The organism is Alicyclobacillus sp. SO9 (assembly GCF_016406125.1).
Classification (GTDB): Bacteria; Bacillota; Bacilli; order Alicyclobacillales; family Alicyclobacillaceae; genus SO9.
This window is the reverse complement of the sequence record NZ_CP066339.1, coordinates 3,931,690-3,957,319: the sequence shown is the minus strand read 5'-3', so window position 1 is coordinate 3,957,319 and position 25,630 is coordinate 3,931,690. Positions and strand designations below refer to the sequence as shown.

20 protein-coding genes and 1 riboswitch are annotated in these 25,630 nt (G+C 46.8%); of the genes, 16 read left to right on the top strand and 4 right to left on the bottom strand.

Annotated features, from left to right (window positions below; translation table 11 throughout):
* Positions 1–93 precede the first annotated feature (93 nt).
* The 8 genes from GI364_RS18590 to GI364_RS18555 all read left to right on the top strand — a co-directional run bounded on the left by GI364_RS18590 (position 94) and on the right by GI364_RS18555 (position 8,826).
* Complete coding sequence (locus GI364_RS18590; RefSeq protein WP_233095867.1) at positions 94–1,077, top strand: carbohydrate ABC transporter permease; 984 nt, start codon at positions 94–96, stop codon at positions 1,075–1,077.
* Positions 1,074–1,895 carry a carbohydrate ABC transporter permease gene (locus GI364_RS18585; RefSeq protein ID WP_198850708.1) on the top strand — a complete coding sequence of 274 codons (822 nt, stop codon included), beginning with the start codon at positions 1,074–1,076 and terminating at the stop codon, positions 1,893–1,895. Before GI364_RS18590 ends, GI364_RS18585 begins: the two co-directional genes overlap by 4 nt.
* A gap of 92 nt (positions 1,896–1,987) precedes the next feature.
* On the top strand, positions 1,988–3,232 hold the full coding sequence (locus GI364_RS18580; protein ID WP_198850707.1) for an ROK family transcriptional regulator: 1,245 nt from the start codon (positions 1,988–1,990) through the stop codon (positions 3,230–3,232).
* A 353-nt stretch (positions 3,233–3,585) separates the two neighbouring features.
* A complete protein-coding gene (gene dctP / locus GI364_RS18575) occupies positions 3,586–4,629 on the top strand; it encodes a TRAP transporter substrate-binding protein (protein ID WP_233095866.1) in 1,044 nt (347 codons plus the stop codon).
* A gap of 25 nt (positions 4,630–4,654) precedes the next feature.
* Positions 4,655–5,134 (top strand): TRAP transporter small permease, encoded by a 480-nt coding sequence (locus tag GI364_RS18570; protein ID WP_198850705.1) that lies wholly within the window; start codon positions 4,655–4,657, stop codon positions 5,132–5,134.
* Positions 5,131–6,420, top strand: coding sequence for a TRAP transporter large permease (locus GI364_RS18565; protein WP_198850704.1), 1,290 nt, complete (start codon positions 5,131–5,133; stop codon positions 6,418–6,420). The genes GI364_RS18570 and GI364_RS18565 overlap by 4 nt, the downstream gene beginning before the upstream one ends.
* An 85-nt stretch (positions 6,421–6,505) precedes the next feature.
* Positions 6,506–7,270: a DeoR/GlpR family DNA-binding transcription regulator gene (locus GI364_RS18560; RefSeq protein WP_198850703.1), complete on the top strand. Its 765-nt coding sequence runs from the start codon at positions 6,506–6,508 to the stop codon at positions 7,268–7,270.
* A gap of 59 nt (positions 7,271–7,329) precedes the next feature.
* Positions 7,330–8,826 carry a tagaturonate reductase gene (locus tag GI364_RS18555; RefSeq protein WP_198850702.1) on the top strand — a complete coding sequence of 499 codons (1,497 nt, stop codon included), beginning with the start codon at positions 7,330–7,332 and terminating at the stop codon, positions 8,824–8,826.
* Positions 8,827–8,841: 15 nt separating this feature from the next.
* Here GI364_RS18555 and GI364_RS18550 read toward each other — a convergent pair whose 3' ends face one another.
* The gene (locus tag GI364_RS18550; protein ID WP_198850701.1) at positions 8,842–9,855 is read right to left on the bottom strand and encodes a LacI family DNA-binding transcriptional regulator; all 1,014 of its coding nucleotides are present in this window, start codon (positions 9,853–9,855) and stop codon (positions 8,842–8,844) included.
* A 390-nt stretch (positions 9,856–10,245) separates the two neighbouring features.
* On the opposite strand from GI364_RS18550, the gene GI364_RS18545 reads away from it, so the two are divergent.
* From GI364_RS18545 to GI364_RS18515, 7 genes are all read left to right on the top strand, one after another.
* Positions 10,246–11,748 carry a UxaA family hydrolase gene (locus GI364_RS18545; protein ID WP_198850700.1) on the top strand — a complete coding sequence of 501 codons (1,503 nt, stop codon included), beginning with the start codon at positions 10,246–10,248 and terminating at the stop codon, positions 11,746–11,748.
* Positions 11,749–11,840: 92 nt separating this feature from the next.
* A complete protein-coding gene (locus GI364_RS18540) occupies positions 11,841–12,494 on the top strand; it encodes a bifunctional 4-hydroxy-2-oxoglutarate aldolase/2-dehydro-3-deoxy-phosphogluconate aldolase (protein WP_198850699.1) in 654 nt (217 codons plus the stop codon).
* Positions 12,495–12,527: 33 nt separating this feature from the next.
* Complete coding sequence (gene uxaC / locus GI364_RS18535) at positions 12,528–13,934, top strand: glucuronate isomerase (protein WP_198850698.1); 1,407 nt, start codon at positions 12,528–12,530, stop codon at positions 13,932–13,934.
* A 224-nt stretch (positions 13,935–14,158) separates the two neighbouring features.
* Positions 14,159–15,688, top strand: a complete 1,530-nt coding sequence (locus GI364_RS18530; protein ID WP_198850697.1) for a xylulokinase — start codon at positions 14,159–14,161, stop codon at positions 15,686–15,688.
* A 54-nt stretch (positions 15,689–15,742) separates the two neighbouring features.
* Positions 15,743–16,504, top strand: coding sequence for a DeoR/GlpR family DNA-binding transcription regulator (locus GI364_RS18525; RefSeq protein ID WP_198850696.1), 762 nt, complete (start codon positions 15,743–15,745; stop codon positions 16,502–16,504).
* Positions 16,505–16,837: 333 nt separating this feature from the next.
* Complete coding sequence (locus GI364_RS18520; protein ID WP_198850695.1) at positions 16,838–19,162, top strand: glycosyl hydrolase family 28 protein; 2,325 nt, start codon at positions 16,838–16,840, stop codon at positions 19,160–19,162.
* Positions 19,163–19,222: 60 nt separating this feature from the next.
* The gene (locus GI364_RS18515) at positions 19,223–19,993 is read left to right on the top strand and encodes an SDR family oxidoreductase (RefSeq protein WP_198850694.1); all 771 of its coding nucleotides are present in this window, start codon (positions 19,223–19,225) and stop codon (positions 19,991–19,993) included.
* A gap of 82 nt (positions 19,994–20,075) precedes the next feature.
* On the opposite strand, the gene GI364_RS18510 is transcribed toward GI364_RS18515, so the two are convergent.
* Positions 20,076–21,998: a right-handed parallel beta-helix repeat-containing protein gene (locus GI364_RS18510; RefSeq protein WP_198850693.1), complete on the bottom strand. Its 1,923-nt coding sequence runs from the start codon at positions 21,996–21,998 to the stop codon at positions 20,076–20,078.
* Between the two features lie 116 nt (positions 21,999–22,114).
* On the opposite strand from GI364_RS18510, the gene GI364_RS18505 reads away from it, so the two are divergent.
* Complete coding sequence (locus GI364_RS18505) at positions 22,115–22,873, top strand: helix-turn-helix transcriptional regulator (protein ID WP_198850692.1); 759 nt, start codon at positions 22,115–22,117, stop codon at positions 22,871–22,873.
* Positions 22,874–22,896: 23 nt separating this feature from the next.
* On the opposite strand, the gene GI364_RS18500 is transcribed toward GI364_RS18505, so the two are convergent.
* Together GI364_RS18500 and GI364_RS18495 are read right to left on the bottom strand one after the other, a co-directional pair.
* Entirely contained in the window at positions 22,897–23,943 is a 1,047-nt protein-coding gene (locus tag GI364_RS18500; RefSeq protein WP_198850691.1) for a methyl-accepting chemotaxis protein, read from the bottom strand.
* Between the two features lie 31 nt (positions 23,944–23,974).
* Positions 23,975–25,174 carry a phenylacetate--CoA ligase family protein gene (locus GI364_RS18495; protein WP_198850690.1) on the bottom strand — a complete coding sequence of 400 codons (1,200 nt, stop codon included), beginning with the start codon at positions 25,172–25,174 and terminating at the stop codon, positions 23,975–23,977.
* Positions 25,175–25,396: 222 nt separating this feature from the next.
* Positions 25,397–25,487: riboswitch (cyclic di-GMP riboswitch) on the bottom strand.
* Positions 25,488–25,630 lie beyond the last annotated feature (143 nt).

Sequence of the window (25,630 nt, the reverse complement as noted above, 5' to 3'; positions counted from 1 at the left end):
GCAGTTCTGAAGGGCTTGCGACACAGAATTTTGTCGTTGAGACCAGACGGACGGTCGGTCCGTCTGGTCTTACTATGACAGGGGAGGTCAATCATGAAGCAGACAAGGGAAGGAATGGACGCTAGTGCAGCCGCGGTAACTGTGCCGAACCGTCGGCCTCGGATTCGAACCGAAAAGGTTTGGGCAATGGTTACGCTCATTCCCTCCATCATTCTCTTAGGTGTATTTGTGTATTACTTCATTTTTTGGACAGGTTATGTTTCATTTACGAAATGGCACAGTTTCATTCAGAACATGCACCTTAATGGTTTCCAAAACTACGTTGACATTTTTAAATCCTTCCGTTTTCAATCTGACTTAAGGAATATGGTCTATTTTACAGCTTTCTTTATGATTGGTACTCTCGTTCTCGGCCTATTTCTTGCTCTTCTTGTAGATCAGCACATCAAAGCAGAGGGATTCTTCCGCAGTGTGTTTCTATATCCTATGGCCATTTCAGCCGCAGCAACAGGTGTCATTTGGAGTTGGCTGTTGAATCCGAACACAGGTTTGAACCTGATTTTGCACGCGTTTGGCCTTCATAATGTCCCAAAATGGTACTTGTCAACGCGCATCCTTCCGCATTTGCACATCGCATCGATAAATGGGGGTATCCCGCTAGCCATGTTCGCGGTATTGATTGCGAGCATATGGCAATGGTCCGGATTTGCCATGGCGTTGTATCTTGCCGGCTTAAGAGCGATTCCTGAAGAGATTAAAGAATCGGCTCGGATTGACGGCGCCAGAAGCATTCGAATGTTCTGGTCCATTTTGCTCCCTCAACTCAGACCAATAACAACCACTGCAGTGGTTATGTTGATGGCCTCGTCCCTAAAGGTGTTTGACCTTCTGTATGCAATGACGGGTCCAGGGGCTAATTTCGTAACGGATCTTCCTGCATTGAACATGTTTGACACAACGTTTAAAGGAAATCAGTTTGCTCAGGGTGCGGCTATTGCCACTGTGCTGCTGGTTCTGGTTTTGATTTTCATTGTTCCGTATCTGATTGGAACCCTTCGAAAGGAGGATAGCAAATGACAGCACGTACTGTGAACAGAACGCTGTTGTATGTAGTCCTACTAATTTTTGCAGTCATTTTCTTGATTCCTGTCTATTTGCTCATCATTACGGGACTCAAGTCGAATTCCAGTATCAGTATTGACCAAATGTGGGCTCTCCCGCATGTACTCGGGCTTACGGGTCTGGTTCAAGCGTGGCAACACGTTGGGCCAGATATGTTAAATAGCGTTTACTTGGCCGTAACTGCCACTGTGGTTGTGACCATTTTGGGCTCCGTTAATGGCTACGCATTGTCGAAATGGAAGTTTCGCGGATCGAACGTCATTTATTTCTTGATTTTGCTGGGGATGTTTATTCCGTATCAAAGCACGTTGATTCCATTAATTCGGGTTCTCAACACCATAGGGCTGTTTGACACTATTCCCGGATTGGCACTAGTTCACATTGTTTACGGAATTCCTATGATGACACTCATCTTCCGTAACTTCTTTGCCGATATTCCAAATGAATTAATTGAATCAGCCCAAATTGATGGTAATGGCTATTGGGGTATATTTAGACACATCATGCTGCCGTTATCAGTTCCGGGTTTTGTTGTGGCCGCAATTTGGGAATTTACACAAGTCTGGAACGACTTCTTGTTTGGAGTCACCGTGACTGATCCGCCGCACCAACCAGTGACAGTCGCAATCGTCAATATTGCGGGCAGTCAGCATATCCAGTGGAACGTGCTTATGTCCAGCACGCTGATTGCGTCCTTGCCGACGCTGATTGTTTATCTCGTTTTAGGAAGATATTTTGTAAGAGGGTTACTGGCTGGTTCCGTCAAGGGATAGCTAATACTCCCCTAAAATTGTACGCTGGGAAGGACACATAAGCTGAAGTATGAGCCTGCCAGGGGCAATGAACCGTAAGGAGGACAATTCTCGTGACGAGTTCTATTGATGCCCACGCCATGAGACGCATGAATAGAGTCAGCGTTTTTCGAAAAATTTTCGAGGAAGACCGAATCTCAAGAATTGAAATTTCAAGAGACTTGGGAATGAATAAGGCTACTGTTTCGTCCATTGTGGACGACTTAATTCAAAATGGGTTCGTCAATGAAATTGGTTACGGAGAATCGCAAGGCGGCCGTAAGCCCATACTGTTGGAGTTGAACAATACTGCAGCCTACATTGTCAGTATTGACGTGCAGATTACGCATGTCACCTGCGCGGTTTTATCATTAAAGGGAGACATTGTATGGCAAACGCGCCATCCCTTGTATAATGCGGATATTCCGTCGACCAAAGAAAATCTGGCTGACAATCTGGAGAGGGAAATTAGAAGTGCATTAACCCATGTGCCCGATAGTCCTCACGGTGTGCTTGGTGCAGGAATCGCACTTCCGGGAATGGTGAATGCCAGAACGGGTTACGTACATTATCTACCTAATTTAGAAATACATGACTGGCCGATAAAGATTGAATTAGCCGCTCGGCTGAACATGCCAATCTATATTGACAACGATGCCAACTGCGGAGCGCTGGCAGAATATGTGTCGTCAAAAGCCGACAACTTGGCTTTTGTCAATGCAGGTATTGGAGTAGGTCTGGGAATTATAGCAAACGGTAGATTGTACAGAGGCCAGGATGGTATTGCTGGAGAATACGGGCACACCACGATTTCGGCTATGGGACTGCGCTGTTCCTGCGGAAGCTATGGGTGCTGGGAAGAATACGCATCCGAAAGGGGCTTGCTCCGTCTTCTTCAAGACAGGGGAGAAGAACAAAATCGAAGAATTCCCGACCCTGATTTCACATCGGAGTGTATTACAAAGGCAGAATCAGGGGACGAAAATTATATTGAAGGGTTTTCGGAACTGGGAAGGAACTTGGGTTACGGAATTGCCAATATTTGTAATGCCTTAAATCCCGGAAAAATCTTCTTGGGGGGGTCGCTTGCAAATGCTTACTCCTTTGTGATTGAGTCCGTCACACAAGTGCTTAGTCAACGAGCTGTTGCAAGAAACAAATTCGTTGAAGTGGTGTTGGCTAGCCCGGGTACAGTAGTGCGAGGAGCCTCGCGATTGGTTCTCCAGGAAGCGCTCTTTGACCCTCAAAGCACTTTGCTGGACAGCACGCACTCAGCAAATACGAACTTTGAGTGGGCGACCGAAGCCCACAACAAATAGAGTCTGTATTGTTTGATGTGCGTGGTCTCTAATACAACTTCCGCCCGCGAGCCACTCACGCTGTCGATAAAGTCGACAGCTTTTTTGTGTTTTCCCAACGTATTGCAATGCTATAGCACGCTAGGTGCTGGTTCCCTTCTGTTTCTCCTTATAATACTCTCTCGTCTCTTAATATTTGTGAAAAGTCTGTGAGTTAGTGTTGACGGATACCACAGTGAGGAATTAATATAGGGTCATAAACCCACGAAAACCATCATTATCGGTCAAAAGTATGTGAGTTCCTGTGGAAACGGATTCGTGGGAAACGTCACTTCACACTTCTCGGTGGGGTGATGAAAATCGGGGGGGAAATGATGAAGATTTCATTACGTCGTGGTCTCTTTGTAAGCGCTGTAGGTGTGATGGCATTGGGGTTAACTGCTTGTGGTTCCACATCTGGGAATAATTCTTCTGCTTCGAATACCGGAAATACGTCACACAGCAGCGGCAGTCAGAAAACAATGACATTCCGTCTTGCTGATGACCAACCCGCAACCTATCCAACAGTGAAGGGCGACGAAGCATTCGCTAAAGAAGTGTCTCAAAAGACAAATGGCCGCATCAAAATCAAGGTATATCCAAATGCACAACTTGGTGCCGAGAACTCTGTGATTCAACAGATTCAATTGGGGGCTATCGATTTTGGTCGTATTAACGCAGCGCCTCTTGCGGACTTCGATAAAAAGCTAGGCGTTCTCGAACTTCCATATCTGTTCAAGAGCACCAAACAAGAATGGGATGTCTACAACGGGAAGGTTGGTTCAGACCTGTTGAACAGCTTGACTACTGCAAAAATGGTTGGACTGACATTCTACGATTCTGGACAACGGAATTTCTACAATTCGAAACATGCTGTTAAGACGCCTGCTCAACTAAAGGGTTTGAAAATCCGGGTGCAAAAATCCAACATGATGGTCGATCTCGTGAACACCCTAGGCGGCAACGCAACCCCGATGGCCTATTCCGAAGTATTCAACGCATTGCAGAGCGGTGTCATTGACGGTGCTGAGAACAACATTCCCAGCTACTACACGACAAATCACTATAAAGTTGCCAAGTACTTGACTTTAGACCACCATACGGCCACTCCCGAAATCTTGCTTGCCAGCCAGAAAACCTGGAATAAGTTGAGTCCGGCTGACCAGAAGATTGTTCGCCAAGCTGCTCAGGATTCTCAGAAAGTGGAGCGTACAGCTTGGAATGCATTAGTGCAAAAAGCATTGAAAGCCATTAAGGCGAATGGAAACGTGATTACCAATGTTGATTCCGCCACCTGGCAGAAGGCAGTACAGCCTCTCTACAAGAAATATGGCAGCAGTTACAGCTCAATCATTCAACAAATTAAGAATACGAACTAAGTTCTGAGAATGCTGAGGTGAAGGGATGAAAGGGCTAACACGGGCGATCCATGTATTGGATCGCCTGGTCGAATGGATCGGCGCCTATCTCATGGTCGTCATGGTGATTATTGTTACATGGCAGGTTTTTAGCCGCTACGTGCTCAACGCAAGTCCGTCGTGGAGTGACGAAACGGTCTTAATGCTGATGACTTGGTTTGGATTCCTCAGTATTGTGATTGGCTTTCGGCGGCGAGAACACTTGGCTATTTCACTGCTCGTGACGCATTTGCCGTTACGAGTGCAATGGTTTGTGGAAAAGGTTGTAGATGTGCTGGTGATTGGTTTTGGTGTGCTGCTTTTGGTTGAGGGATACCGGTTCACCGTTATGACCTGGAAGGCGGTCATGCCGGTAACGCAAATGCCCCAGGGTCTTCAGTACATCGTCATCCCGATTACTGGGCTGTTGACCATCATTTATGGATTCATGTGGCTATTTGGGGTTCAGGAGGTGACGAAACAATGACTACGGCAATCGTGATTCTGCTCCTCAGTTTTGTCATCCTTCTGATCTTTAGGGTGCCAGTCGCACTTTCCCTTGTCATCTCTTCTATTTTAACGGGACTGTACTTGGGTGTACCGCTTCAAGTGGTCGGTCAGAAGATGATTGATGGCCTCGATTCATTCTCATTACTCGCAATTCCGTTGTTCATTCTCGCCGGTGAAATCATGGGCGAAGGCGGAATTTCTAAACGCTTAATTGATATGTCGAACTTATTGGTGGGACGCTTTCGCGGCGGACTGGCCATGGTGAACGTTGTTGCAAGTATGTTCTTTGGTGGTATTACTGGGTCGTCCGTAGCGGATGCATCTTCAATCGGGTCCATCATGATTCCAATGATGCGCAAACGAGGGTACGACAAAGACTACTCAGTGGGAGTGACAATTACTGCTTCCATTCAGGGTGTCATCGTCCCGCCAAGTCACAACGTCATTTTGTACGCTTTGGCTGCCGGCGGAGTTTCAATCACAGCTTTGTTCGCGGCTGGCATCATTCCTGGGGTTGTACTTGGTTTAGCACTGATGGTGGTCAGTTATATCATAGCCGTCCGTCGTAAGTATCCCAAGGGAGAGAAGATTCCGCGTAGTCTGTGGCTGAAAATCGTTTGGCAAGGAGTTCTTAGCTTAACCACAGCCGTTATCATTATTGGCGGTGTGCTGGGCGGTATCTTTACTGCAAACGAGTCTGCTGCAATTGCTGTCTTGTATGCATTTTTGTTGGTGTTTGTGGTTTTCCGGGATGTGCATATCAAACATGCACACAAGATTTTTGTCAATACCTTTGCCAAGCTGTCGGCTGTATTATTCTTAATTTCCGCCTCATCGGCTTTCTCATGGTTTTTGTCGTACTTGCAAATTCCGCAAATGGTTTTGCAGAGTCTGTCAGATGTATCTCACAGCCGGTTCGTTGTCTTCTTTCTTGTCAATCTGATTCTGTTGGCACTCGGGCTGATTATGGACATGGCGCCTTTGATTTTGATAGCCACACCGGTACTGCTTCCTGTTGTCGAAAAATTTGGAATGGACCCGGTCCAATTTGGGATTGTATTGATGCTCAATCTGGGAATTGGATTACTGACGCCGCCTGTGGGAAGTGCACTGTTCGTCGGTTGTTCCATTGGGGAGATTCCCATTGAACGCGTTGCCAAATCGATGATCCCGTTTCTCGCCGTCATGTTCGTCGTCTTGTTGGGGCTTACGTACGTGCCGGATCTCACACTTGGTTTGCCCCACTTACTTCATCGTGGGTAATTCGCGCGGAACTGGGTTGAACCAGCAGAATGCGTTCCTGCTTGCAAGTTCGTGGCTGTCTGGCGGAGCGAGAGGGTGAAGTGAAATGCTAGGAGAAGTTCGCCAACAAAAAATCATAGAGTTGTTGGAGCGAAGAAAATCTGTACGGATAAGTGACCTGCGTGACATGTTCGACGTTTCGGAAGAGACACTGAGGCGCGATTTAAAAAAACTCGATGCCGACGGAGTGTTGAAGCGCACTCACGGAGGGGCAGTGGTTAGTGGTGAAGTTCACATGGTACCGTCTATTGCCTTTCGAAGTCGACTGCTTTTGCTCCAGAAACAGCAAATCGCCGCGAGGGCCAGTCTGTTCATTAAAGAAAACGGGACTGTGCTGCTGGACAGCGGGTCAACAACGTTAGAGCTTGCCAGACAATTGTCCGTGAGGCAAGTGACTGTCTTAACAAACGACTTGAATATTGCTTTAGAGCTAACTCAGTCCCTGTCGGTCCAACTCATTGTATTGGGCGGCATGCAACAAAAAGGCGGCTATTCGCTCACTGGACCCGACTGTATTGAAAAAATCTCGAACTATCACGTGGATGTCGCGTTTCTCGGTGCGGGAGGTGTATGTGTTAATGCAGGGCTGACCACTGCTTCTAGCGCGGAGGCGGAAGTCAAGAAGGCAATGATAAAGGCCGCTGAAAAGACCTATTGTGTTGTAGATGCAAGCAAATTCGGCAAGACAGCTTTGGTCTCGTATGCCATGCCTGGGGAGATAGACGGAATCATAACTGATGCTGATTCCACGCATGCGATTGTTGAAGGTTTCAAGAAGCAAGGAACGGAGTTCGCATTTGTTTCAATTTAAACGACGCCACAAATTTACTATTGTGCTTACGACTTAAGCAATCCAAAGCGAGGGGTTTCATGTTGCTGTCGCAAGAGTTTGTCGAAAGCGGGCCCTTACAAGATAGGGTGAACAGTCAGTCGCTGTCGTATCCGGAACGCATCATTCAGATTGGTGAAGGAAACTTTCTTCGTGCATTCGCTGATTGGGTGATACACAGGCTCAATCAGACAAATCGTTTTCAAGGAAGGGTGGTCGTGGCTGCCCCACGACCTCACGGCGGCAAAAATATTACGAATCTGAACCATCAAGACGGCTTGTATACGGTGTGGTTAAGGGGAGTGCAACAGGGTAAGACAATCGACGAGCCGGAGATAGTTACTTCTGTCAGTCGGGGAATAGATCCATCTCAGGACTGGAGGGCATTCCTGGAGTGTGCAGAGTCTCCTGACATTCAAATTGTCATTTCAAATACCACTGAGGCGGGGTTAGCCTACAAACCGGAGCCGTTTCACTCGTCAAATCCGCAAGTCATGTTTCCCGCAAGACTGACGGCTTATCTCTATCATCGATACCAACGTTTCAGCGGGAGTTTGGAAGCTGGCATGATGATTATTCCGTGCGAGCTGGTAGAGGACAATGGAGTGAGATTGAAAGAACTTGTCTTACAATACGCTGCTGATTGGAAGTTGTCACAAGCGTTCGTCCACTGGCTCTCCGATGCCAATTGTTTTTGCAATACTCTGGTCGACCGCATCGTGACGGGGAAACCTAGCCTCCCCCCGGAAGATATTGAAGCGCGTCTTGGTTACAGAGACAATCTAGTAACGGTTGCTGAGCCCTTTTACTTGTGGGTAATTCAAGGCGACGACCGTTTAAAGCAATTACTGGGCGTTCATGGAGACAATAGTCTAAACGTTCATATTGTCGATGACGTTGTTCCATTTCAGTTGAAAAAAGTCAGGATTTTGAATGGAGCACATACGGCCATGTCTGCTGTAGCGCATTTTGCAGGCATTGAAACAGTTCGAGAAGTAGTGGAGGACAGCGTCGTTGGACACTTCATTCGAACTATCATCGCTGAAGAAATTGTTCCCGCTCTGACTTGTCAGGGAATCACGACGAAGGAATCAGAGCCTTTCGCTGAAGAGGTCTGGGAACGTTTCTCCAATCCCTTTATTCAACACCAAATTTCTTCCTTGGCGTTAAATGGACTAGCGAAAATCAAGTCACGTTTGTTGCCAACCCTGCTTGACTATGTTGAGAAGTTCGGCGACTCACCCAAACTTTTGGCTGCCTCATTTGCTGCCTCGTTATTGTTCTACAAAAATGCAGACCAGCCAGGAGAAAAATGGATAATTTCAGATGACCCCGTGCTCGTAGCTGAAATCCAGCGAATTTGGGAGGAGGATAACCAAACTGTTGAGGAAACCGTTACAAAGTTGCTCTCTCTTGAATCGGTCTGGGGAACTACACTCGCAGAATTGCCGGGTCTGTGTCAATATGTAGTGTCCGCAGTCCAGGGTATCCGTCAATTGGGTATGAGAGCATATTTAATAAAAAAGGGTTGGGCCTGACGGGACAATTTTAGTTTATGTCATGTTGGTAGGAGAACCTGTTGAACCATCTTCAATGATGGTCGATTGCAGTACGATCTTAGTTGGTGCTTGCCTTTTCCCTTCTATTCGCTCAATTAATAACTGAGCACTCAGTGAGCCAAAGTTGTAAGCTGGTTGTACGGCGGAGGTTACATTTGAGTCGATGGCAGCAAGGTCATCGGTGTTACGAAAGCTGACAATACTCAAGTCTTCGGGGATTCTGATTTGTAGTTTGCGCAGTTCCAATACTGTGTGGGCGTGTTGAAACAAGTTAGCGACAAACAGCGCCGTTGGTCGCTTGGGTTGGTCTAACAACTCGTGCACAAAACTTGTGCTCATGTCACGTGTCATCAGCGCTTGCTTGACGTAGTTGGACCGATAAGGAATGTGGTGGTGAGCGAGCGCCCGCTTGTAGCCTTCCAGACGCTCCCGACTGCTTGCACTGTTAAGGGGGCCGGTCACCACTGCAATTCGTTCATGCCCGAGACCGATGAGATACTCGACGAGGCTCTGTGCTGCATGAACAATATCACCTTTGACAACATCGGCATGAAACCCGTCTAGTTCCCTGTCTACAAAAGCAAACGGAATATTTTTCTGTTTAAGTAAGTGAATGTTCGCAGCTGAGTTGTCACTTACGGGCGTCAAGATAACTCCCTTAACTCGGTATGAAACGGCTAGATTGATAAGCTCTTGTTCCTTTGTCTCGTCTTCAGCAGTATTGCCTACTATGACATGATAGCCGCTGTTGTTCGCAACATGCTCGACTCCTCTCGCCATAAGACTAAAAAATGGATTACTGATATCCGCAACAATCAGCATGAGTGTTCTCTCGGCAGCCATCGCAGTACTGCAATGAAATCGCCTCGGTTGATAATCAAGCTCTTCCATTGCACGGAGAATTCGAGTACGGGTCTCGGCTTTCACAGGCCCAGTTCCATTGATGAACCGAGACACGGTCATTTTTGATACGCTGGCGTGTCTTGCGACGTCTTCCATTTTGGCCATGATGTCGCTCCTTCAGGTCACGTCTTATAGAAATTAAACTTGTTTGAATGTTACTATAACATTGACGATTATGTTTGAAATCGGTAACGTGATGACAGGATAACAATTCTTCTTAGAAGTAATTTTCTTGTGCCATCGGTAGATTGCAGACTTTTGTATACTTTAATCATTGCAGGAACAGTACAGAAAAGTTCTGTCCTTGGCTGATTCACAAAAGTATACCTGTGTGGTCTGCAATGGACTTAATGTTATAATAACATGTTATTAATAGTCTTGTCATGACCGCTTAAGCAAAGGCTTAGATGAGAGGCTTAGATGAGAGGCTTAGATGAAAGTTTGAGTCGTCAATGTCACTACGCGGCAATACGCCCAATGAGGGAGATGATATTCATGTCAACGGTCAAATCGTTGCGGATTCACGAAGCAGACAATGTTCTAATTGCAATCAGGGATCTTTCAACAGGGGACATCATTGAAGGTCCAAACGGGAGCATTGCGGTTCGCGAGGATATTGCGAGAGGGCATAAAATTTCATCGAGAGACATTGAGACTGGCGAGAGCATCATTAAATACGGATATCCGATTGGGCATGCCACTGAAGCTGTGCCGCAGGGTAGTTGGCTTCACACGCATAACATGAAAACCAGCTTACGCGGTAAAGTGAATTACACGTATCAGCCGTCGGAGCCACAGACTGCAGTCGTCTCTCCTGATTTACCAAGGACATTTCAAGGATACATCCGCGACAACGGAGAGGTTGGTATTCGAAATGAGCTGTGGATTATTAACACTGTTGGCTGCATCAATAAAACTGCAGAAAACTTGGCAAGAATGGCAGAAAAGGAATTGGTTACTGACGGAATTGACGGTGTCTATCACTTTGCCCATCCATACGGGTGTTCACAACTCGGTGACGATTTGACGTATACGCAGAAAGCGTTGGCGGGTCTTGTTCGACATCCGAATGCAGCAGGTGTATTGATTTTGGGTTTGGGGTGCGAGAATAATCGCCTCGAAGTATTTAAACCTCTGTTGGCAGAAGTTTCCGAGAGGAAAGTGCGCTATATGGCAGTGCAGCAGGTGTCTGACGAATTTGAAGAAGGGATGGCACTGCTCACAGAACTTGCTGACTACGCAAAGACGTTCAAACGTCAGGAGGTGCCTGTATCGAAACTGAAGATCGGACTCAAGTGCGGGGGCTCCGACGGATTCTCTGGAATCACGGCTAACCCTCTTGTCGGAAAAGTATCCGATTTCGTTACAGCCCGAGGCGGGACTTCGCTGCTCACGGAAGTTCCAGAGATGTTTGGCGCGGAGACTATCTTAATGAATCGTTCACAGGACGAAACTGTATTCACGCAGGTTGTAGATTTGATTAACGGTTTCAAAGACTATTACACCCGTCATGGGCAGGCCATTTATGAAAACCCATCACCTGGAAACAAAGACGGAGGTATTACGACGCTGGAGGAAAAGTCCCTTGGCTGTACACAAAAAGGCGGGACGGCCGTGGTCATGGATGTCTTGCAGTATGGTGAGACGGCTAGCAAGCCTGGTCTAAATCTGGTCCAGTCTCCGGGGAATGATATGGTCTCAGTCACTGCCCTGACCGTTTCAGGGGCGCACATGATTTTGTTCACGACGGGTCGCGGGACCCCTATGGGAGCAGCTGTTCCTACCCTTAAGGTTGCTACGAACACGGAGTTGGCAGAGCGGAAGAAAAACTGGATTGACTTTAATGCAGGCAAGCTGGTGGACGGGGCATCTTTCGATGACACGGCAGCCGCACTGTACCGGAAAGTCATTTCGGTAGCCTCCGGAGAGTCGCAGACGCACAGTGAAGTCAATGGATTCCGTGAAATCGCTATTTTCAAGGATGGGGTGACCCTGTAATGAGCACTGCAGATGGAAGCAGATATTGAACACAATGGGATGAAAATGAATGGCGAGGGCTGAAACAGTTCAGAAGATTGGAGTGTCGGACAGTGAACGAGGAAAACAGCATTGCTCAACGTGTTGAGGAAGCGGGGGTCATTGCCATTTTTCGTAAGCTCCCGCCAGCCGTCATTGCGCCGCTGGCAGAGGCGTTAGTAGAGGCAGGGATTCGAGCCATTGAATTGACGGTCGAATCCGAAGGCGCTTATGAATCCATACGGATGATAAGGGACCGGTTTGCCTCAGATGTTGTCGTTGGCGCAGGAACCTTAATGACGAAAGACGACATAGCGCAGGCGGTTGACGCAGGAGCAGACTTTCTTTTGAGCCCGCACCTTGACGTGGACTTGCTGGCTGCGGCACACGAGCTAGGTGTTCCCATGACACCTGGAATCGCCACGCCAACTGAGGTTGTTCAAGCAGTTCATGCAGGTGCACAGACGCTCAAACTGTTTCCAGCAGCCCCCCTTGGCCCAGCTTATTTGAAAGATCTGCTTGGGCCCTTTAAGGGGAAACAATTTATTCCCACTGGCGGCATCACAGCGACTAACGCCGCCGACTTTATTCAGGCCGGTGCAATTGCTGTTGGTATGGGCAGTTCATTGGCCACGACTGATGAAATTTCGCGGCAAGACTGGGCTGCCATTCAAACACGAGTGCGAACTGCTTTGCGTGAAGTCCATGAGGCTAAGGCGGCTCGGTAAACAAATTTTTACACTGTGAGGAGGAACGATGGTATGGGCAAATTTCTTGACTCGGATTTCTTACTGAACAATAGAGTGGGCAAAAAACTGTACGAAAATTACGCAAAAGACATGCCGATTATTGACTATCACTGCCACCTTAACCCACAAGAAATTTATGAGAATAAGCGTTTCAAGAATATCACGGACGCCTGGCTTGGAGGAGATCACTACAAGTGGCGCCTCATGCGGGCGAACGGTGTTGAGGAACAATTCATTACAGGCGACGCCAATGACTACGACAAGTTTGTAGCTTGGGCAAAAACGGTTCCGATGACGGTGGGTAATCCGCTGTATCATTGGTCACACTTGGAACTCCAACGTTTCTTTGAGATTGATACACTTTTAAATGAAGAAACGGCACAGGAAATTTGGGACGAGACGAATACAAAATTGCAGGGAGAGGGCTTTGGAGCACGTGACTTGATTGTGAAGTCGAATGTCCAGGTCATTTGTACGACAGACGATCCAGCAGACAGCCTGGAGTATCACATGAAACTGAAAGCAGATGACTCGTTTCCTGTAAAGGTTGTTCCCACGTTCCGTCCGGATAAGGCTATCGAAATCAATCGTGACACGTTCCTGCCTTGGATTCACAAACTGGAGGATGTCATCGGAAAGCAAATGGTCAACTATCAAGCACTACTTGATGCGTTGACAGAACGAACAGAATTTTTCCATGAAATTGGCTGTCGTGTATCGGATCACGCGTTGGATACAGTCCCCTACGCCAGCGTGACTTTTGAAGAAGCGGCTGGAATTTACGAGAAAAGGTTGCAGGGTGATGCAGTCAGTTGTGAAGAGGAACAAAAGTATAAGACCTTTACACTTATTTTCTTGGGAAAACAGTACTCACGTCTTGGTTGGGTCATGCAATATCACATGCATGCACATCGCAACAACAATACTCGCGGATTGAACCGTATTGGTCCGGACACTGGATATGATTCCATTTACGACGGACAATTGGCCGTTCCTCTGACGGGGTTGCTGAATGCTTTAGAAGGGGCGGATGCTCTGCCGAAGACGATTTTGTATTCGTTGAATCCAAAGGACTTCACTGTTCTGGCAGCTGTGATGGGCAGTTTTCAAGGCGGCGGTATCCCGGGAAAATTGCAATTGGGAGCAGCTTGGTGGTTTAATGACACCAAGGCGGGTATGCTCGAACAAATGCGTATTCTAGCAGATATCGGGCTGCTGAGCCGGTTTCCCGGAATGCTGACGGATTCAAGGAGTTTTTTGTCATACACAAGGCATGAATACTTTCGTCGGTTGCTTTGCGGCATGATTGGAGAATGGGTTGAACTTGGTGAAGCCCCTGATGACAAAGAGCTTCTGGGCGGTCTTGTCCAAGGAGTATGTTATAACAACGCCAAAGAGTATTTTGGGTTTTTTAAGTAGGCCCGCTTATTTCAACACTGCTGCTTCAGCCTCCATAACCTCACGGTGTTGGAGGCTCTTTTACAACACACTAGGGAATCATTGACAAAAGAGATAATTGATAAGTTCGAATCTTTCCTTTGTCTTCAGTTACTGGATGTTGTTATACTTCAAGAGAATTGTCAAATTGTATGAGTGGGATAGGGTCAGCGCAGTCGTGGTGCGATCAAGGATGGGGCGTTTGCATGAAAGAATGTATTCTTACAATCGATCTCGGTACAACTTCTTGTAAAGTGATGGCTTTTAGCCCTGTTGGAGCCGTACTGGGCCAATCCTCTGCCGGTTATCCGACTTGGAGACCGGACGGACAGAGAGCAGAACAACACTCAGATGACTGGTGGGAAGCTGCGACATACGCAGTACGACAAGTTGTAGGGAAATTGAAGAAGTCATTCGATGCCGTGACTGTTCGGGCAATCAGTCTCTCCTCGCAACGAGAATCTATTGTTCCAGTTGATGCAAATCTTCGTCCAATTCATCCTGCTATTTTATGGATGGATACTAGAGGAGTTGAAGAAGTTCGCCAATTGCAGAGAGAATTTGGGGAACACCTGCAACGATGGACAGGTCTTATTCCGAATGCTACGTATTCGGCAGGAAAATTGTTATGGCTGCAACGGGAACGTCCTGATGTGATGAAATCAGCAAAATGGTTTGTGCAGGCCAAAGACTATTTATTTTATCGAATGTCTGGCATTCTCGCGACGGATTACTCGTTGGCGTCCAGAACACTATTATTTGATATTCGCACATTAAAGTGGCGTACAGAGTTACTGGATGCCTGTGGCATTACTGCGCAGATGCTTCCAGAGGTTTACCCGTCAACCGTAGAACCAGGAACTCTGCAAAGGGCGGTGGCCGAGGAATGGGGGCTTGACACCGGGATCCCAATTGTCCTCGGGGGCGGAGACCGTGCGTGCGAAGTTCTGGGTTCTGGAATTCAAGACAATGAAATGATGGAATCCTCGGGCACAACCAGTAACATTGCTTGTGCCGTTTCTCGTCCTATTGCTGAATTGTCTTCCAGTATTGCCTGCTCGGTTCATGTTGTTCCAGACTATTGGCTGCTTGAACAAGGGCTCTCCACAACAGGTGCTGTGTTTGATTGGTGGATTGGTCAACTGGAAGCTACTTCAATTCCAGAGTTTAGTCAATCTATCGAAGCAACACCTCCTGGCTCGAACGGCGTGATAGCGCTTCCTTTTTTTATGGGAGCCAGAGCACCGAGGTGGAACCCGGATTTACGTGGTTCTCTTCTAGGGTTATCATTAGGGCACACTTCTGCAGATATTGGTCGTGCAATTTTAGAGGGGATTGGGTTTGAACTGCGCTATGCGCTAAATAATTATGAGGCACTCGGGGTCACAAGCCAGCGAGTTCGATTGATTGGCGGCGGCACACGTATTTCGACTTGGAATCAGATTAAGGCGGATATTTATAAGCGGTTTATAGCGGTTCCAAAGGTCGTACAAGCAGCCTCTTTCGGAACGTTTCTATTGGCCGCTAAACGACTTCAATGGATCTCCTCGTATGAAGAAGGACAGCGCCTGAATCCAGCCAATGCGATTTATCATCCAGATTTAAACCTGACGCAATTGTATGATGATGGTTATGAACTTTATCTGTCACTTAGTCGAGAATTGGAAAAATTGTCGACCGGCTTTCAGAATTACAGAATGGCTGCACAGCAGCATCAAGGTATCAATTACACATAACTAGAGAGAGTCGTATATGCTATTGTTGCGTAGACACTGATTGGGGATGGCGATATGTTAGGCGAAGTTCGGCAACAAAAATTAATGGAGTTATTAAAACAGCAAAAGTCTGTGCGAATTCGAGACTTGACGACTTCTTTCCAAGTGTCAGAGGAAACAATCCGTCGGGATTTGCGCAAACTTGAAATGGACGGATTGTTGCGCAGAACCCATGGCGGAGCGGTTCTTGACAACGTTGTCCATGCGGTGCCCCCAATTCACCAGAGAACCACGGAGCAAGTCGAAGCAAAACGGTTAGTGGCTAGAGCTGCAGCGTCGATGGTTCCGGCCGGAAGCTCCGTCATATTGGACAGTGGTTCGACGACACTCGAAATCGCCCGGCAGTTTCAGAACAAGAACGTCACCGTTATTACGAATGAATTAAGCATTGCTATGGAACTGTCATCGTCTCCTTTAGTCAATCTCATCATGTTGGGAGGAACCTTGCAAAAGGGGAGCTACACGTTGGTTGGACCTGAATGCGAGGATGATATAGGGCGTTACAATGTTGATTACGTTTTTCTGGGGAGCGGGGGAGTCAGCAAACAAAAGGGACTGACCACTTCTTCTATGGCCGAAGTTGAACTGAAGCGCAAAATGATTGCTGTCGGTCAAAAAGTCTATTGTGTGACCGATTCAAGTAAGCTTGGCCGGGCCGCATTGGTGACATATGCTGGTTTAGGTGATGTCACTGCCATTATTACCAATCGAGTTCAACAGAGTTCTACGTTATCCGACATCGAGGCAACGGGTGCTACATTTATCTTTGTCGATTAGGAGTGGCAATGGAATACCATGTTCTTCGTGGTCTGCTGCTAATCAGAAGTTCAACACGATGTCATGTGAAACCACTTGTTAAAGTGGTCTTTTTTATGTTTGGTGAAATGAGACTTGAAATTCTGCGTCATATATTGACGCATTTGGTCGAAAGTATAATGTGGTGTTATGATGGTTTGTGATAATTAGTCATCATAATCAGTCACTATACATCACAGACTTGGATGAGGAGGCATGGTGCAGAGTCAAGAAACCCGAAATACAATGTATGCGCTTACGAATTGTTATCTGAATTACCGAGTAACTACAAAAATTGATTGGAGGAGTCAGTTCATGAAAGGAAGCAATAGTCACTGGAAGAGACGTTTCTCTGTAGTCTCCGTTCTCGCAGTTAGCAGCGGGTTAACCGTTATGGCAGGTTTTCCGGCAACTGGTTTTGCTCAAACGACACAGCAAAGTATTGCGAACCATAGGTCAAATGCGCCTTTGCAGATGCCGGCAAGTCTCCAAACCTACGCTGTGACTTCCTCTCTCATTGATTTGATTTGGAATCCGGTTTACAAATCGGGTGTGTCCTATGATGTCTATCAGAACGGTTCATTAATTGGCACAGTTAGTAAATCGAATTTTACTGTGCAGGGCTTGCAACCCAATCATAAATATACGTTTACTGTAGTTGCAAAAGACACGTTGGGTAACAAGTCACGTCCAAGTAGGTCTTTGGTGGTTTCTACTAAACCTAGGGGCGTAACATTGAACGTACAAACCTTTGGAACTGCAGGAAATGGCACGACAGACGACACGGCTGCTCTTCAGAAGGCTATAGATGCAGTCCCTGCGGGAGGTACGGTGTACATTCCTGCTGGTACTTACCTGACAGCGCCCTTGACCCTCAAAAGTGACATGACCTTAGATCTGGCCAAAGGGGCCAAACTTCTTGGCAGCAGTAACATTGACCAATACAAGCCAGTTTGGAGCAGATGGGAAGGAATAGAGATGTACAGGTACCAGAGCCTCCTGTACGGCAAAAACGTAAAAAACGTGACCATCACTGGCCAGGGGACCATTGATGGAAACGGTGAGACCGCTATCACGGACAACAGCGGGAAGACATATGGAAGTTGGTGGGCCAGGGGCAAGAACGGGGCACCAAATTACAAAGAACCTACGACGAATCCCGCCGTGAACCTGGTACCACAAAGCTCGGTCGATTTAAGCAAAGGAATTCCCTATGCCCGGCCCGGAGATATTGAATTTACTCATTCCAAAAACGTACTCATTCAAGGTGTTACAGTTCAAAATTCACCATCCTGGACCATTCATCCGCTTTACTCACAAAATGTCACTCTCGCAGACTTGGATATCGAAAATCCGCCGACTTCAGATAACACCGACGGAGTAGACCCTGATTCCGTAACGGGGATGAAGATTATCAACAACACGTTTAACGTCGGTGATGATGACATTGCCATTAAGTCTGGTAAGGATGCACAGGGACGTAAAATTGGAATTCCAGCTTCAGGGATTATCATTCGAAACAACCTCATGAAAAACGGACACGGCGGCGTGACAATCGGGAGTGAGATGTCTGGGGGCGTTCACAACATTTTGGCGCGGGATGACGTCTTTAATGGTACCAAGGAAGGCATTCGTATGAAGTCGCTCCGTGGACGCGGCGGTACCATTTCAGACTTAGTCTTCGAGCACATCAGCATGTACAACATTCAAGATGCAGCGGTGCATATTGATGAGAGATACTCGTCTAACGGGGCCCCAGAAGCCTATACTGGAAAAATTGATGCGGGAACACCGCGCATCGAAAATATTCTGTTCCAGGATATCACCGACAATGACGATAAACATGCGATGTATTTCCGTGGATTGACAGAAATGAACATTCAACACCTTATTTTCAAAAACGTCAAAATTACAAATGCTCAAGAAGGCATTGAAGCCTCCAATGTGTCCGATGTCCAAATGGACAATGTGAGTATCGACAATCAAAAGAACCCCGGATTTTGGTTTTATCAGAGTACTGTCGAAAACGATTTGGGAAAAAATGTACCCAGTCAGTTCACGGACAGCGAGTTTGGTGGTTTTCTGCACGGTGATAAGCTTTTCAATGGAAGCACTACAGTATCTTTGCCTGCCGGCGTACTGAATAGTAACCAAGGTTCAATCACCAGTTGGGTCAGGCCCAGTAAATCGGGCGGGACCATTATGGCTGGGACTAATGGGAACGCCGGTTTTTCCCTTCAGTACACGAAACAAGGAAAGATTGACTTTGTGCTTACAGATGGAACCACAAGAGTAGCCCTAGAGAGCACTCATAGTTATAAGCCGGGGCATTGGCGCCATGTTACTGCTATTTGGACGCCGGCCGGTAAGGACGCACTGTATGTTAATGGTCGCAGGGTTGCTTCAGCGATAGTCCCCCTTGCAAAGACATCTGTATCCAAGACAATTGTGCTTGGGGCCAACACGAGCGGTATGTCTCACTTTGTTGGTACAATGAAAGAGGCTCGCATCTACAACTATGCCATGTCTCATCCACAGACTAATTTCCTTTTTTCGCAGTCTACACACATGAAATGGCTGAATGGTTTCTCGGAAATCGGGAGGTGGATGAGCGAGTTTTTAGATGGGAGTCATCTATGAGAGCTAGGACTATGAGAGCTAGGGTTATGAGATTTAAGTATTAGGGATGGAGAGACTTGCATGAATTTATTCGACTTGACTAAAAAAAACGCTGTTGTGATTGGTGGTACGAGCACTCTTGGTTCGGCTATTGCAGTTGGATTAGCTGGACACGGTGCATCTGTCGTTGTTGTGGGACGAGACAATGAGAAGGCGAAGGCTGTTAAGGCCCGGATAGAACAAACAGGAGGCGACGCCAAGAGTTTTATTCTGAGTTCGGCAACGGACAAGGAAGAACTGATAAGGTTAGAGCGAGAAATCGTGGATTGGCGCGGTGGAACTGATATTCTGGTGAATAGTGCCGGCGTCAACAGTACAACACCCTTTTTTGAAATCACCGAGACAGAGTGGGACCATATTATGGATGTGAATTTGAAAGCTGTCTTGCTGGCATGCCAGGTTTTCGGTGCAGCCATGATACAACGCGGCCGCGGAGGCAGTGTCATTAACATTTCTTCGGCATCATCAGACCCGCCTCTCTCAAAAGTGGTTACGTATTCAGCTTCGAAAGCGGCCATTAACAATCTCACCCAATACTTGGCCCGAGAATTTGCTTCAGAGAGAATTCGTGTGAACGCGATTGTTCCAGGGTTTTTCCCAGCGGAGCAAAACCGCAAGATTTTGACACCCGAGCGTACTGAGGACATTCTCCGGCACACACCCATGATGCGCTTCGGGGAAGCATCAGAGCTACAGGGAGCTGCAGTGTGGTTGGCATCTGAATCAGCGTCTGGTTTTGTTACTGGCGCATTGATTCGCGTGGACGGCGGCTTTGGCGCCATGACAATCTGACATGAAATCAAATGACAAGGGGCTGTCCCAGTCACTCCTACGAACGTGACCTTGGGACAGCCCCTTCAGTGTACAGTTGAACTTATCCCCAAATTTTCACGCGGTTTTTTCCTTTTTGTAATGCAGTAACGGGGCCGAATGCGCTTGTTGCTCCTCTTTTTTCGTCCAAGAGGTCGGTGTCGACAGCGATTTCGCTTCCGTCTGGATTTTCAAAGTCCGCATCCACAATTCGAACACGTTGTAACGTTTCGGTCGTTTGGACTTCACCGAGCATTTCATCGAAAGTTGCCGGGAGATCAATGACAAGGTATACTGCGGTGTCTTCTTCTACAATCGCCATCTGCGGATTAAATTGCTTCTCCACATAATTAGCTCTCTCTTTTTCAAATGGTTCGGCCCCATTGAAGTACGCATTGTGGTTAATATATACAGGTTGCTCCACGTTATGGAATCGGTTATGGTCACCAGGTTCTTGGTGAACAGTTTCGATGTATTCTTCCAGTGAAGCTGTGTACCCGTTGTAGTGTGAGGTGCCGACGTCGTCTAGTGCGTCGCCGCCAATGAAGATGTTGTTATAAAAGCGATCGTCACCGCCATAGGTCGCAGCAAATCCTGCTACATCGGTGCTGTGGGGTGTATGATATGGTGTTGCGCGATCGAGCATTTTTCGATGTACCATCTTCCCACGAATCAAGTTGTTCACATATGCTCCGCCTTGAGCGTGATTATCCAATGCATAGTCTGCAGTCAGAATGTTATTGTCCACCAAGTATGGACCGCTGCTCACTTCAACAAACAAGTCCCGATTGTTTCGATAATAAAGATTTTTACTTACTCTCGTTCCCTGTGTCTGCCAATCTAGCCATGTTCCTAGTGAACAATCGTGAATGCGGTTATGATGGATTTGTACGTCGATAGCGGCGTGCAACTTGATACCTGCAATCTCATGCCCATAAAACTCTCGCTTTAATGCGATGTTATAAATATGGTTGTTGTAGATCTCGCTGAATACACAACCGAGATGGCCTACAATCCCGTTTTGACCGCAATCGTAGATTGTATTATTACGGATGACGTGTGACCCTATCTTTTCCTTACTCCAGCCAATCTTTCTGGCCTGAAAGACGGATTCCAACTGATACTGGTATCCGGGCTTGTCTTTTCGCTTTGAACGATAATTGTTCCCTGTGCTGGCTTCTTTCCCGATACTAACGGCGCTGCATTTGGCATCGTGGATCACGTTGTCTTCGATGACCCATCCTTTACTCCAATGAGGTCCCAGCAGACCTGGTTGATCTGCAGTCGGCGGCGCCCAAGCTGTCGCTGCTTGAGCCATTTCGAAACCTTTTACTGTGATGTAATTGATACCGATTTCCTCAGGATAGAAGCAAGCCTTTCGCACATTGATTTCAACAAGTTCCTGGTTCGGGTCATAGTCGTGAAAATTAGCATAAATCGTTGTGTTGTCCTCATCCACCTCAGTGAACCATACATACTTGGTTTGTTCCGGATGGTGGACTGGAACAGTCTGATTCGTCCAATGGTCCAGTAGTTCTGTTTTTATGGTGGGTTTTTGTACCTGCTCGAGGGTTTCGGTCTCATAAAATGACATTCCATTTACATAGACATCGCCTAGGTGCCGGCCTGGATTGTAGACTACCCAATCCCCAAATATTTCTTCAACGTACGGGTTAAAGTCTCCGAAGAATTTGTTTGGAATAACCGCTCTCCAGACGCTTCCTTCAACTTGCTCCCAGTTCTGAATGCGTTCAGAACCTTTAATAACTACGCTTTCTTGTTCTGCTGCTTGATATGTAATTCTTCTAGTATGGCTCAGCCCAGGATTCTTTGGCTTGACCCATTCACGGTATTCGCCTTCGTGCACAATCACGGTGTCTCCAGCCACAGCTACTGAGGCAGCCTTATTTATTGTTAAGAATGGATTTTGTTCGGTACCCTCTCCCAGATCTGATCCAGTTTTTGCCACGTGATATTCAAAAGCCATTTTACGTCCTCCTTTGCAGCCAGTCTGTCCTCATCATAGGAATTTATGAGAGTAGATTCTATCCAAAACGTAGTATAATTTAAGACAAAATTAGTGTTTTTACAGGAGGGAAGGTTTTGGTTTTTTTTGAGCATCACGGAATGCGAGAAAGGGATTCCTTTGTTTACTTCACGCTAGTTAATGAAAGTTTTCATCTTCACTTTCATCGCGCCTTTGAACTGATTATTGTCAACGAAGGTGAGTTATTCGTCACGATTGACCAAAAGGAGTATGTCCTTTGTGCCAATCAGTTGGCTTTCATTTTTAGCAACCAATTACATGAATTCAGGACAGTTCGCCATTCCAACATCACAGTCGTCATTTTTTCTCCTGAACTCATCGGCCATTTCTTTATGAATTATAAGGGGTATGTTCCAGAAAATAATGTGCTTCATCTAAGTCAACCGCTAGACTTTGACGGATTAGACTCGATTTATAAACAGAAGAGTTTTTTGTATGACATTTGTAGTTCTCTCGTTCGTCATACCCCATTCCATCCGGTTGAATACTCAACCAAAACGAAGGTATTACAGAAAACCTTGCTCTTTATAGACAAACACTATATGTATAACTGCACATTGAAAACTGTGGCAAAGCACCTCCGCTATGATTACGCGTATTTGTCAAAACTGTTTGTCCAACTGACGAACATGACATTCACTGAATACATTATCAACTATCGAATTTCACAGGCTTGCTATCTGCTGAAAACGAGCCAGCAGTCCATTTCCGATATTGCCATGAACTGCGGCTACAACAATTTGCGGTCATTTAATCGTAATTTTAAACGGGTCACACATCATTCCCCGAGAAGGTACAGAGAGTTGTCCCTGTAATGAGACAGGCAACTTACTAACAATTATCTGCATGCGATTTCTCTGTTAGCAGCTTGTGTGACAAGACGATTTAGGTCTGTAAACTCTGAAAGTTGGCGTTCAGACATGTCAGCTAGGTCCCGAATCGTTTTTGTGCCGTGTTCCTGTCCTTGCTTCATAATGTCAGCAAGATGAGACGCTTCTTCAGATCCTGCCGTAATTGCTTGCGTCACTGAAGAAACCTCCTCAATCCGCGTTGTTACATGGCGGACCGAAGTGGATATCGCGTCAAATGAATTCCCCATCTGTTCAACGCTGTGGATACCGCCTTGTACCTCCGACAATCCTTGCTGCGTCGCCTGAATAGACTTCTCAATGTCCTGTTGAATGCGTTGGATAACATCTCCAATTTGCTGCGTGGACTGTTGGGCTTGATCGGCCAATTTTCTCACCTCGTCTGCGACCACGGCAAAGCCTTTTCCGTGTTCTCCGGCTCTGGCCGCTTCAATCGCCGCATTGAGGCTTAGCAAATTCGTCTGAGACGAAATACTCTTAATGACCTCTGTGATTTGCCCAATCTCATCTGAGCGCATCCGTAGACTGGTGGCTTGATTGGTGATGTCTTCGACTGTCTCTCTAATAGAGTGCATTTTCGTCATAACAGTCTCGACTTCTGCCGTACCACTTGCAGCCGTCTGTGATGCTTGTGTTGCCATCTTGGTGGCTGTCGAGGCACTGAGTGCCACTTGCCGCACAGCCGTTGAAATTTCTTCGATGGCAGCAATACTCTTCATGGCTAAATTCGTTTGAGAGTCTGCAGCTTCTGCCAAACCGCGCATGCCTGAGGCTAGTCTTTCCAGAGATGCCTGTGATGAACTAGCCCCTTTAATGAAAGGGTCTGTCTGTAATGGCAAGTCGTCCCGCGACTGATTTTCTCCTGTCTCAGTCAACATGATTGCCAGCAGGGCATTGATTTCATCTGCTAAAGGTAAATTCTGGTCTAGCTCTTTGAAAGGTTCGTTTGTCTCAAGTTGTTTGCGAATTGTCCGTAGAGCCGTACGTGTCTTGTGTATTTTACCAGAAGTCAACATGTTCTCGCTCCATTGTCTCAAAGTGGGTGACTTAAATTGCCTTGTCTGCGAACTCTTCATCCGTTACCTCGGACACATACTTAAACTTCGTTGTGTTGGATTGTTGCAGCAAGGATGCTTGAGGCACAATTTCTGTACAGGAAACTGCCACTGGAACTTGCAGTTTTGCACTAAGTTCAGCGCTAAGTACATCTTGTTCAGACTGAGATTCACATTCCACGAAGGGCTGATAGAGGAACGCTACTGACTCCTTGTTGAGGACGAATTTCCACGCCATTGGAATGCGCGGTAAGTTGTATACAATTTCTTGCAGGTCGTACAGGGTCCAGGAGTGACCTCCGATACGAGTTACATCTTCCTGTCTCCCATAATGGATGAGTACCGGATGGGAGTTTCCGCAGGTACAAATCTCAGCGGGTTTTAACTCAACAATGTCATGGGTGGCGAAACGAAGCAGCGGCATTCCTTGTCTAAGCGTCGAGAGAACCAATTGCCCTCTCTGTTCAAAGCCAAGCGGTTGGCCGTCGTCATCGACGACTTCGAATAAGACAGTAGGATTATCCAAGTGAAAATGCCCTTGGTGACACGATGTTACCAAACCGCCTGTCTCTGTACTGCCAAAAAGATTGTAAACGGGGACCTTCCAAAGGGACTGCAACCACTTGCGTCGAGATGGAGAAACCAGTTCACCGGCTGCAAGGAGTGCCCTGAGTGAAGTCGGAGTTTGGAATCCTAGTCGTTGTTTGACGCCAGCGAGGATTTCCAATTGAAAAGGGATTTCCATTAACACAGTTGGTTGCGTTCGCTTGATGACGTCAAGAACTCTCACAGGTGTCGATACATCAGACTTGGCTAAACTGATGTGTCCGCATTTTGTATACTGTGTAGCCCATAAGCCAATGAATGAGGCTACGGCAACAGTGAAGGTTAACCGATTTAGCAAGAGGTCTCCCCGCCGAAGAGCTAAGTGTGATTCGCTGACCAGCTTGCTTTCATTCTCTACATCTCGGAAACTATACCAACTGGAAGTAGGTTTTCCGGTAGTGCCGCTGGTCTCGTGATAGGATGCGATGTCGGCTACTGCAGTTCCGAGGAGTGAGAAGGAGTCTGCATCTCGCAACTCGTGTTTTTCCGTGAACGGAATATCTGCCCATGTATCCAGTGAAATTCCATTTAGTTTTTTCTGATAGAAAGGGGACCGTAAAGCAGCTTCAATAAACTGATGATGCACGAGATCATCCTCCGAACCCTGTGTTGTACTCCCATTTTGGATGCAATGGGGCTGTTACCACAACTCACAGTGGAATTGTGTGTTACCACCTGCATGAGAGTCCTCCATGCAACTGTATTCCTTTATCTGCTAGTTTCATATCTCCTCTCATCCGCTGGATACTTTGTTGGCATAAAAAAAACCACACCCATGTTCAGGACGTGGTCGGCCTTGGCGGCTAACATGGGTAACCCGGCGGGCATAGCACAAGATGTACCGTAGCTCCGTGGCTTTGCGTATCTTGGAGTTTCCTCCAAGGGTGCCTTTATCCGTATGTGTAAAATTTTCTCTTCTATAGTACAGCCCTTCAATACGGAAAAGCAATGCTAATAACGAAAATTGCGGAATAGAGGGATATTGTCACAGTGTTTGTCGAAACTCGTTCAATATTTTGGGCCGTATCTGAATGACTTGCGG

What these genes read in the sequence shown, in the direction of transcription:
- GI364_RS18590 (WP_233095867.1), top strand. Translation starts at nt 94, where the DNA reads ATGAAGCAGACAAGGGAAGGAATGGACGCTAGTGCAGCCGCGGTAACT.
- GI364_RS18585 (WP_198850708.1), top strand. Translation starts at nt 1,074, where the DNA reads ATGACAGCACGTACTGTGAACAGAACGCTGTTGTATGTAGTCCTACTA.
- dctP (WP_233095866.1), top strand. Translation starts at nt 3,586, where the DNA reads ATGAAGATTTCATTACGTCGTGGTCTCTTTGTAAGCGCTGTAGGTGTG.
- GI364_RS18570 (WP_198850705.1), top strand. Translation starts at nt 4,655, where the DNA reads ATGAAAGGGCTAACACGGGCGATCCATGTATTGGATCGCCTGGTCGAA.
- GI364_RS18565 (WP_198850704.1), top strand. Translation starts at nt 5,131, where the DNA reads ATGACTACGGCAATCGTGATTCTGCTCCTCAGTTTTGTCATCCTTCTG.
- GI364_RS18560 (WP_198850703.1), top strand. Translation starts at nt 6,506, where the DNA reads ATGCTAGGAGAAGTTCGCCAACAAAAAATCATAGAGTTGTTGGAGCGA.
- GI364_RS18555 (WP_198850702.1), top strand. Translation starts at nt 7,330, where the DNA reads ATGTTGCTGTCGCAAGAGTTTGTCGAAAGCGGGCCCTTACAAGATAGG.
- GI364_RS18550 (WP_198850701.1), bottom strand. Translation starts at nt 9,855, where the DNA reads ATGGCCAAAATGGAAGACGTCGCAAGACACGCCAGCGTATCAAAAATG.
- GI364_RS18545 (WP_198850700.1), top strand. Translation starts at nt 10,246, where the DNA reads ATGTCAACGGTCAAATCGTTGCGGATTCACGAAGCAGACAATGTTCTA.
- uxaC (WP_198850698.1), top strand. Translation starts at nt 12,528, where the DNA reads ATGGGCAAATTTCTTGACTCGGATTTCTTACTGAACAATAGAGTGGGC.
- GI364_RS18530 (WP_198850697.1), top strand. Translation starts at nt 14,159, where the DNA reads ATGAAAGAATGTATTCTTACAATCGATCTCGGTACAACTTCTTGTAAA.
- GI364_RS18525 (WP_198850696.1), top strand. Translation starts at nt 15,743, where the DNA reads ATGTTAGGCGAAGTTCGGCAACAAAAATTAATGGAGTTATTAAAACAG.
- GI364_RS18520 (WP_198850695.1), top strand. Translation starts at nt 16,838, where the DNA reads ATGAAAGGAAGCAATAGTCACTGGAAGAGACGTTTCTCTGTAGTCTCC.
- GI364_RS18515 (WP_198850694.1), top strand. Translation starts at nt 19,223, where the DNA reads ATGAATTTATTCGACTTGACTAAAAAAAACGCTGTTGTGATTGGTGGT.
- GI364_RS18510 (WP_198850693.1), bottom strand. Translation starts at nt 21,998, where the DNA reads ATGGCTTTTGAATATCACGTGGCAAAAACTGGATCAGATCTGGGAGAG.
- GI364_RS18500 (WP_198850691.1), bottom strand. Translation starts at nt 23,943, where the DNA reads ATGTTGACTTCTGGTAAAATACACAAGACACGTACGGCTCTACGGACA.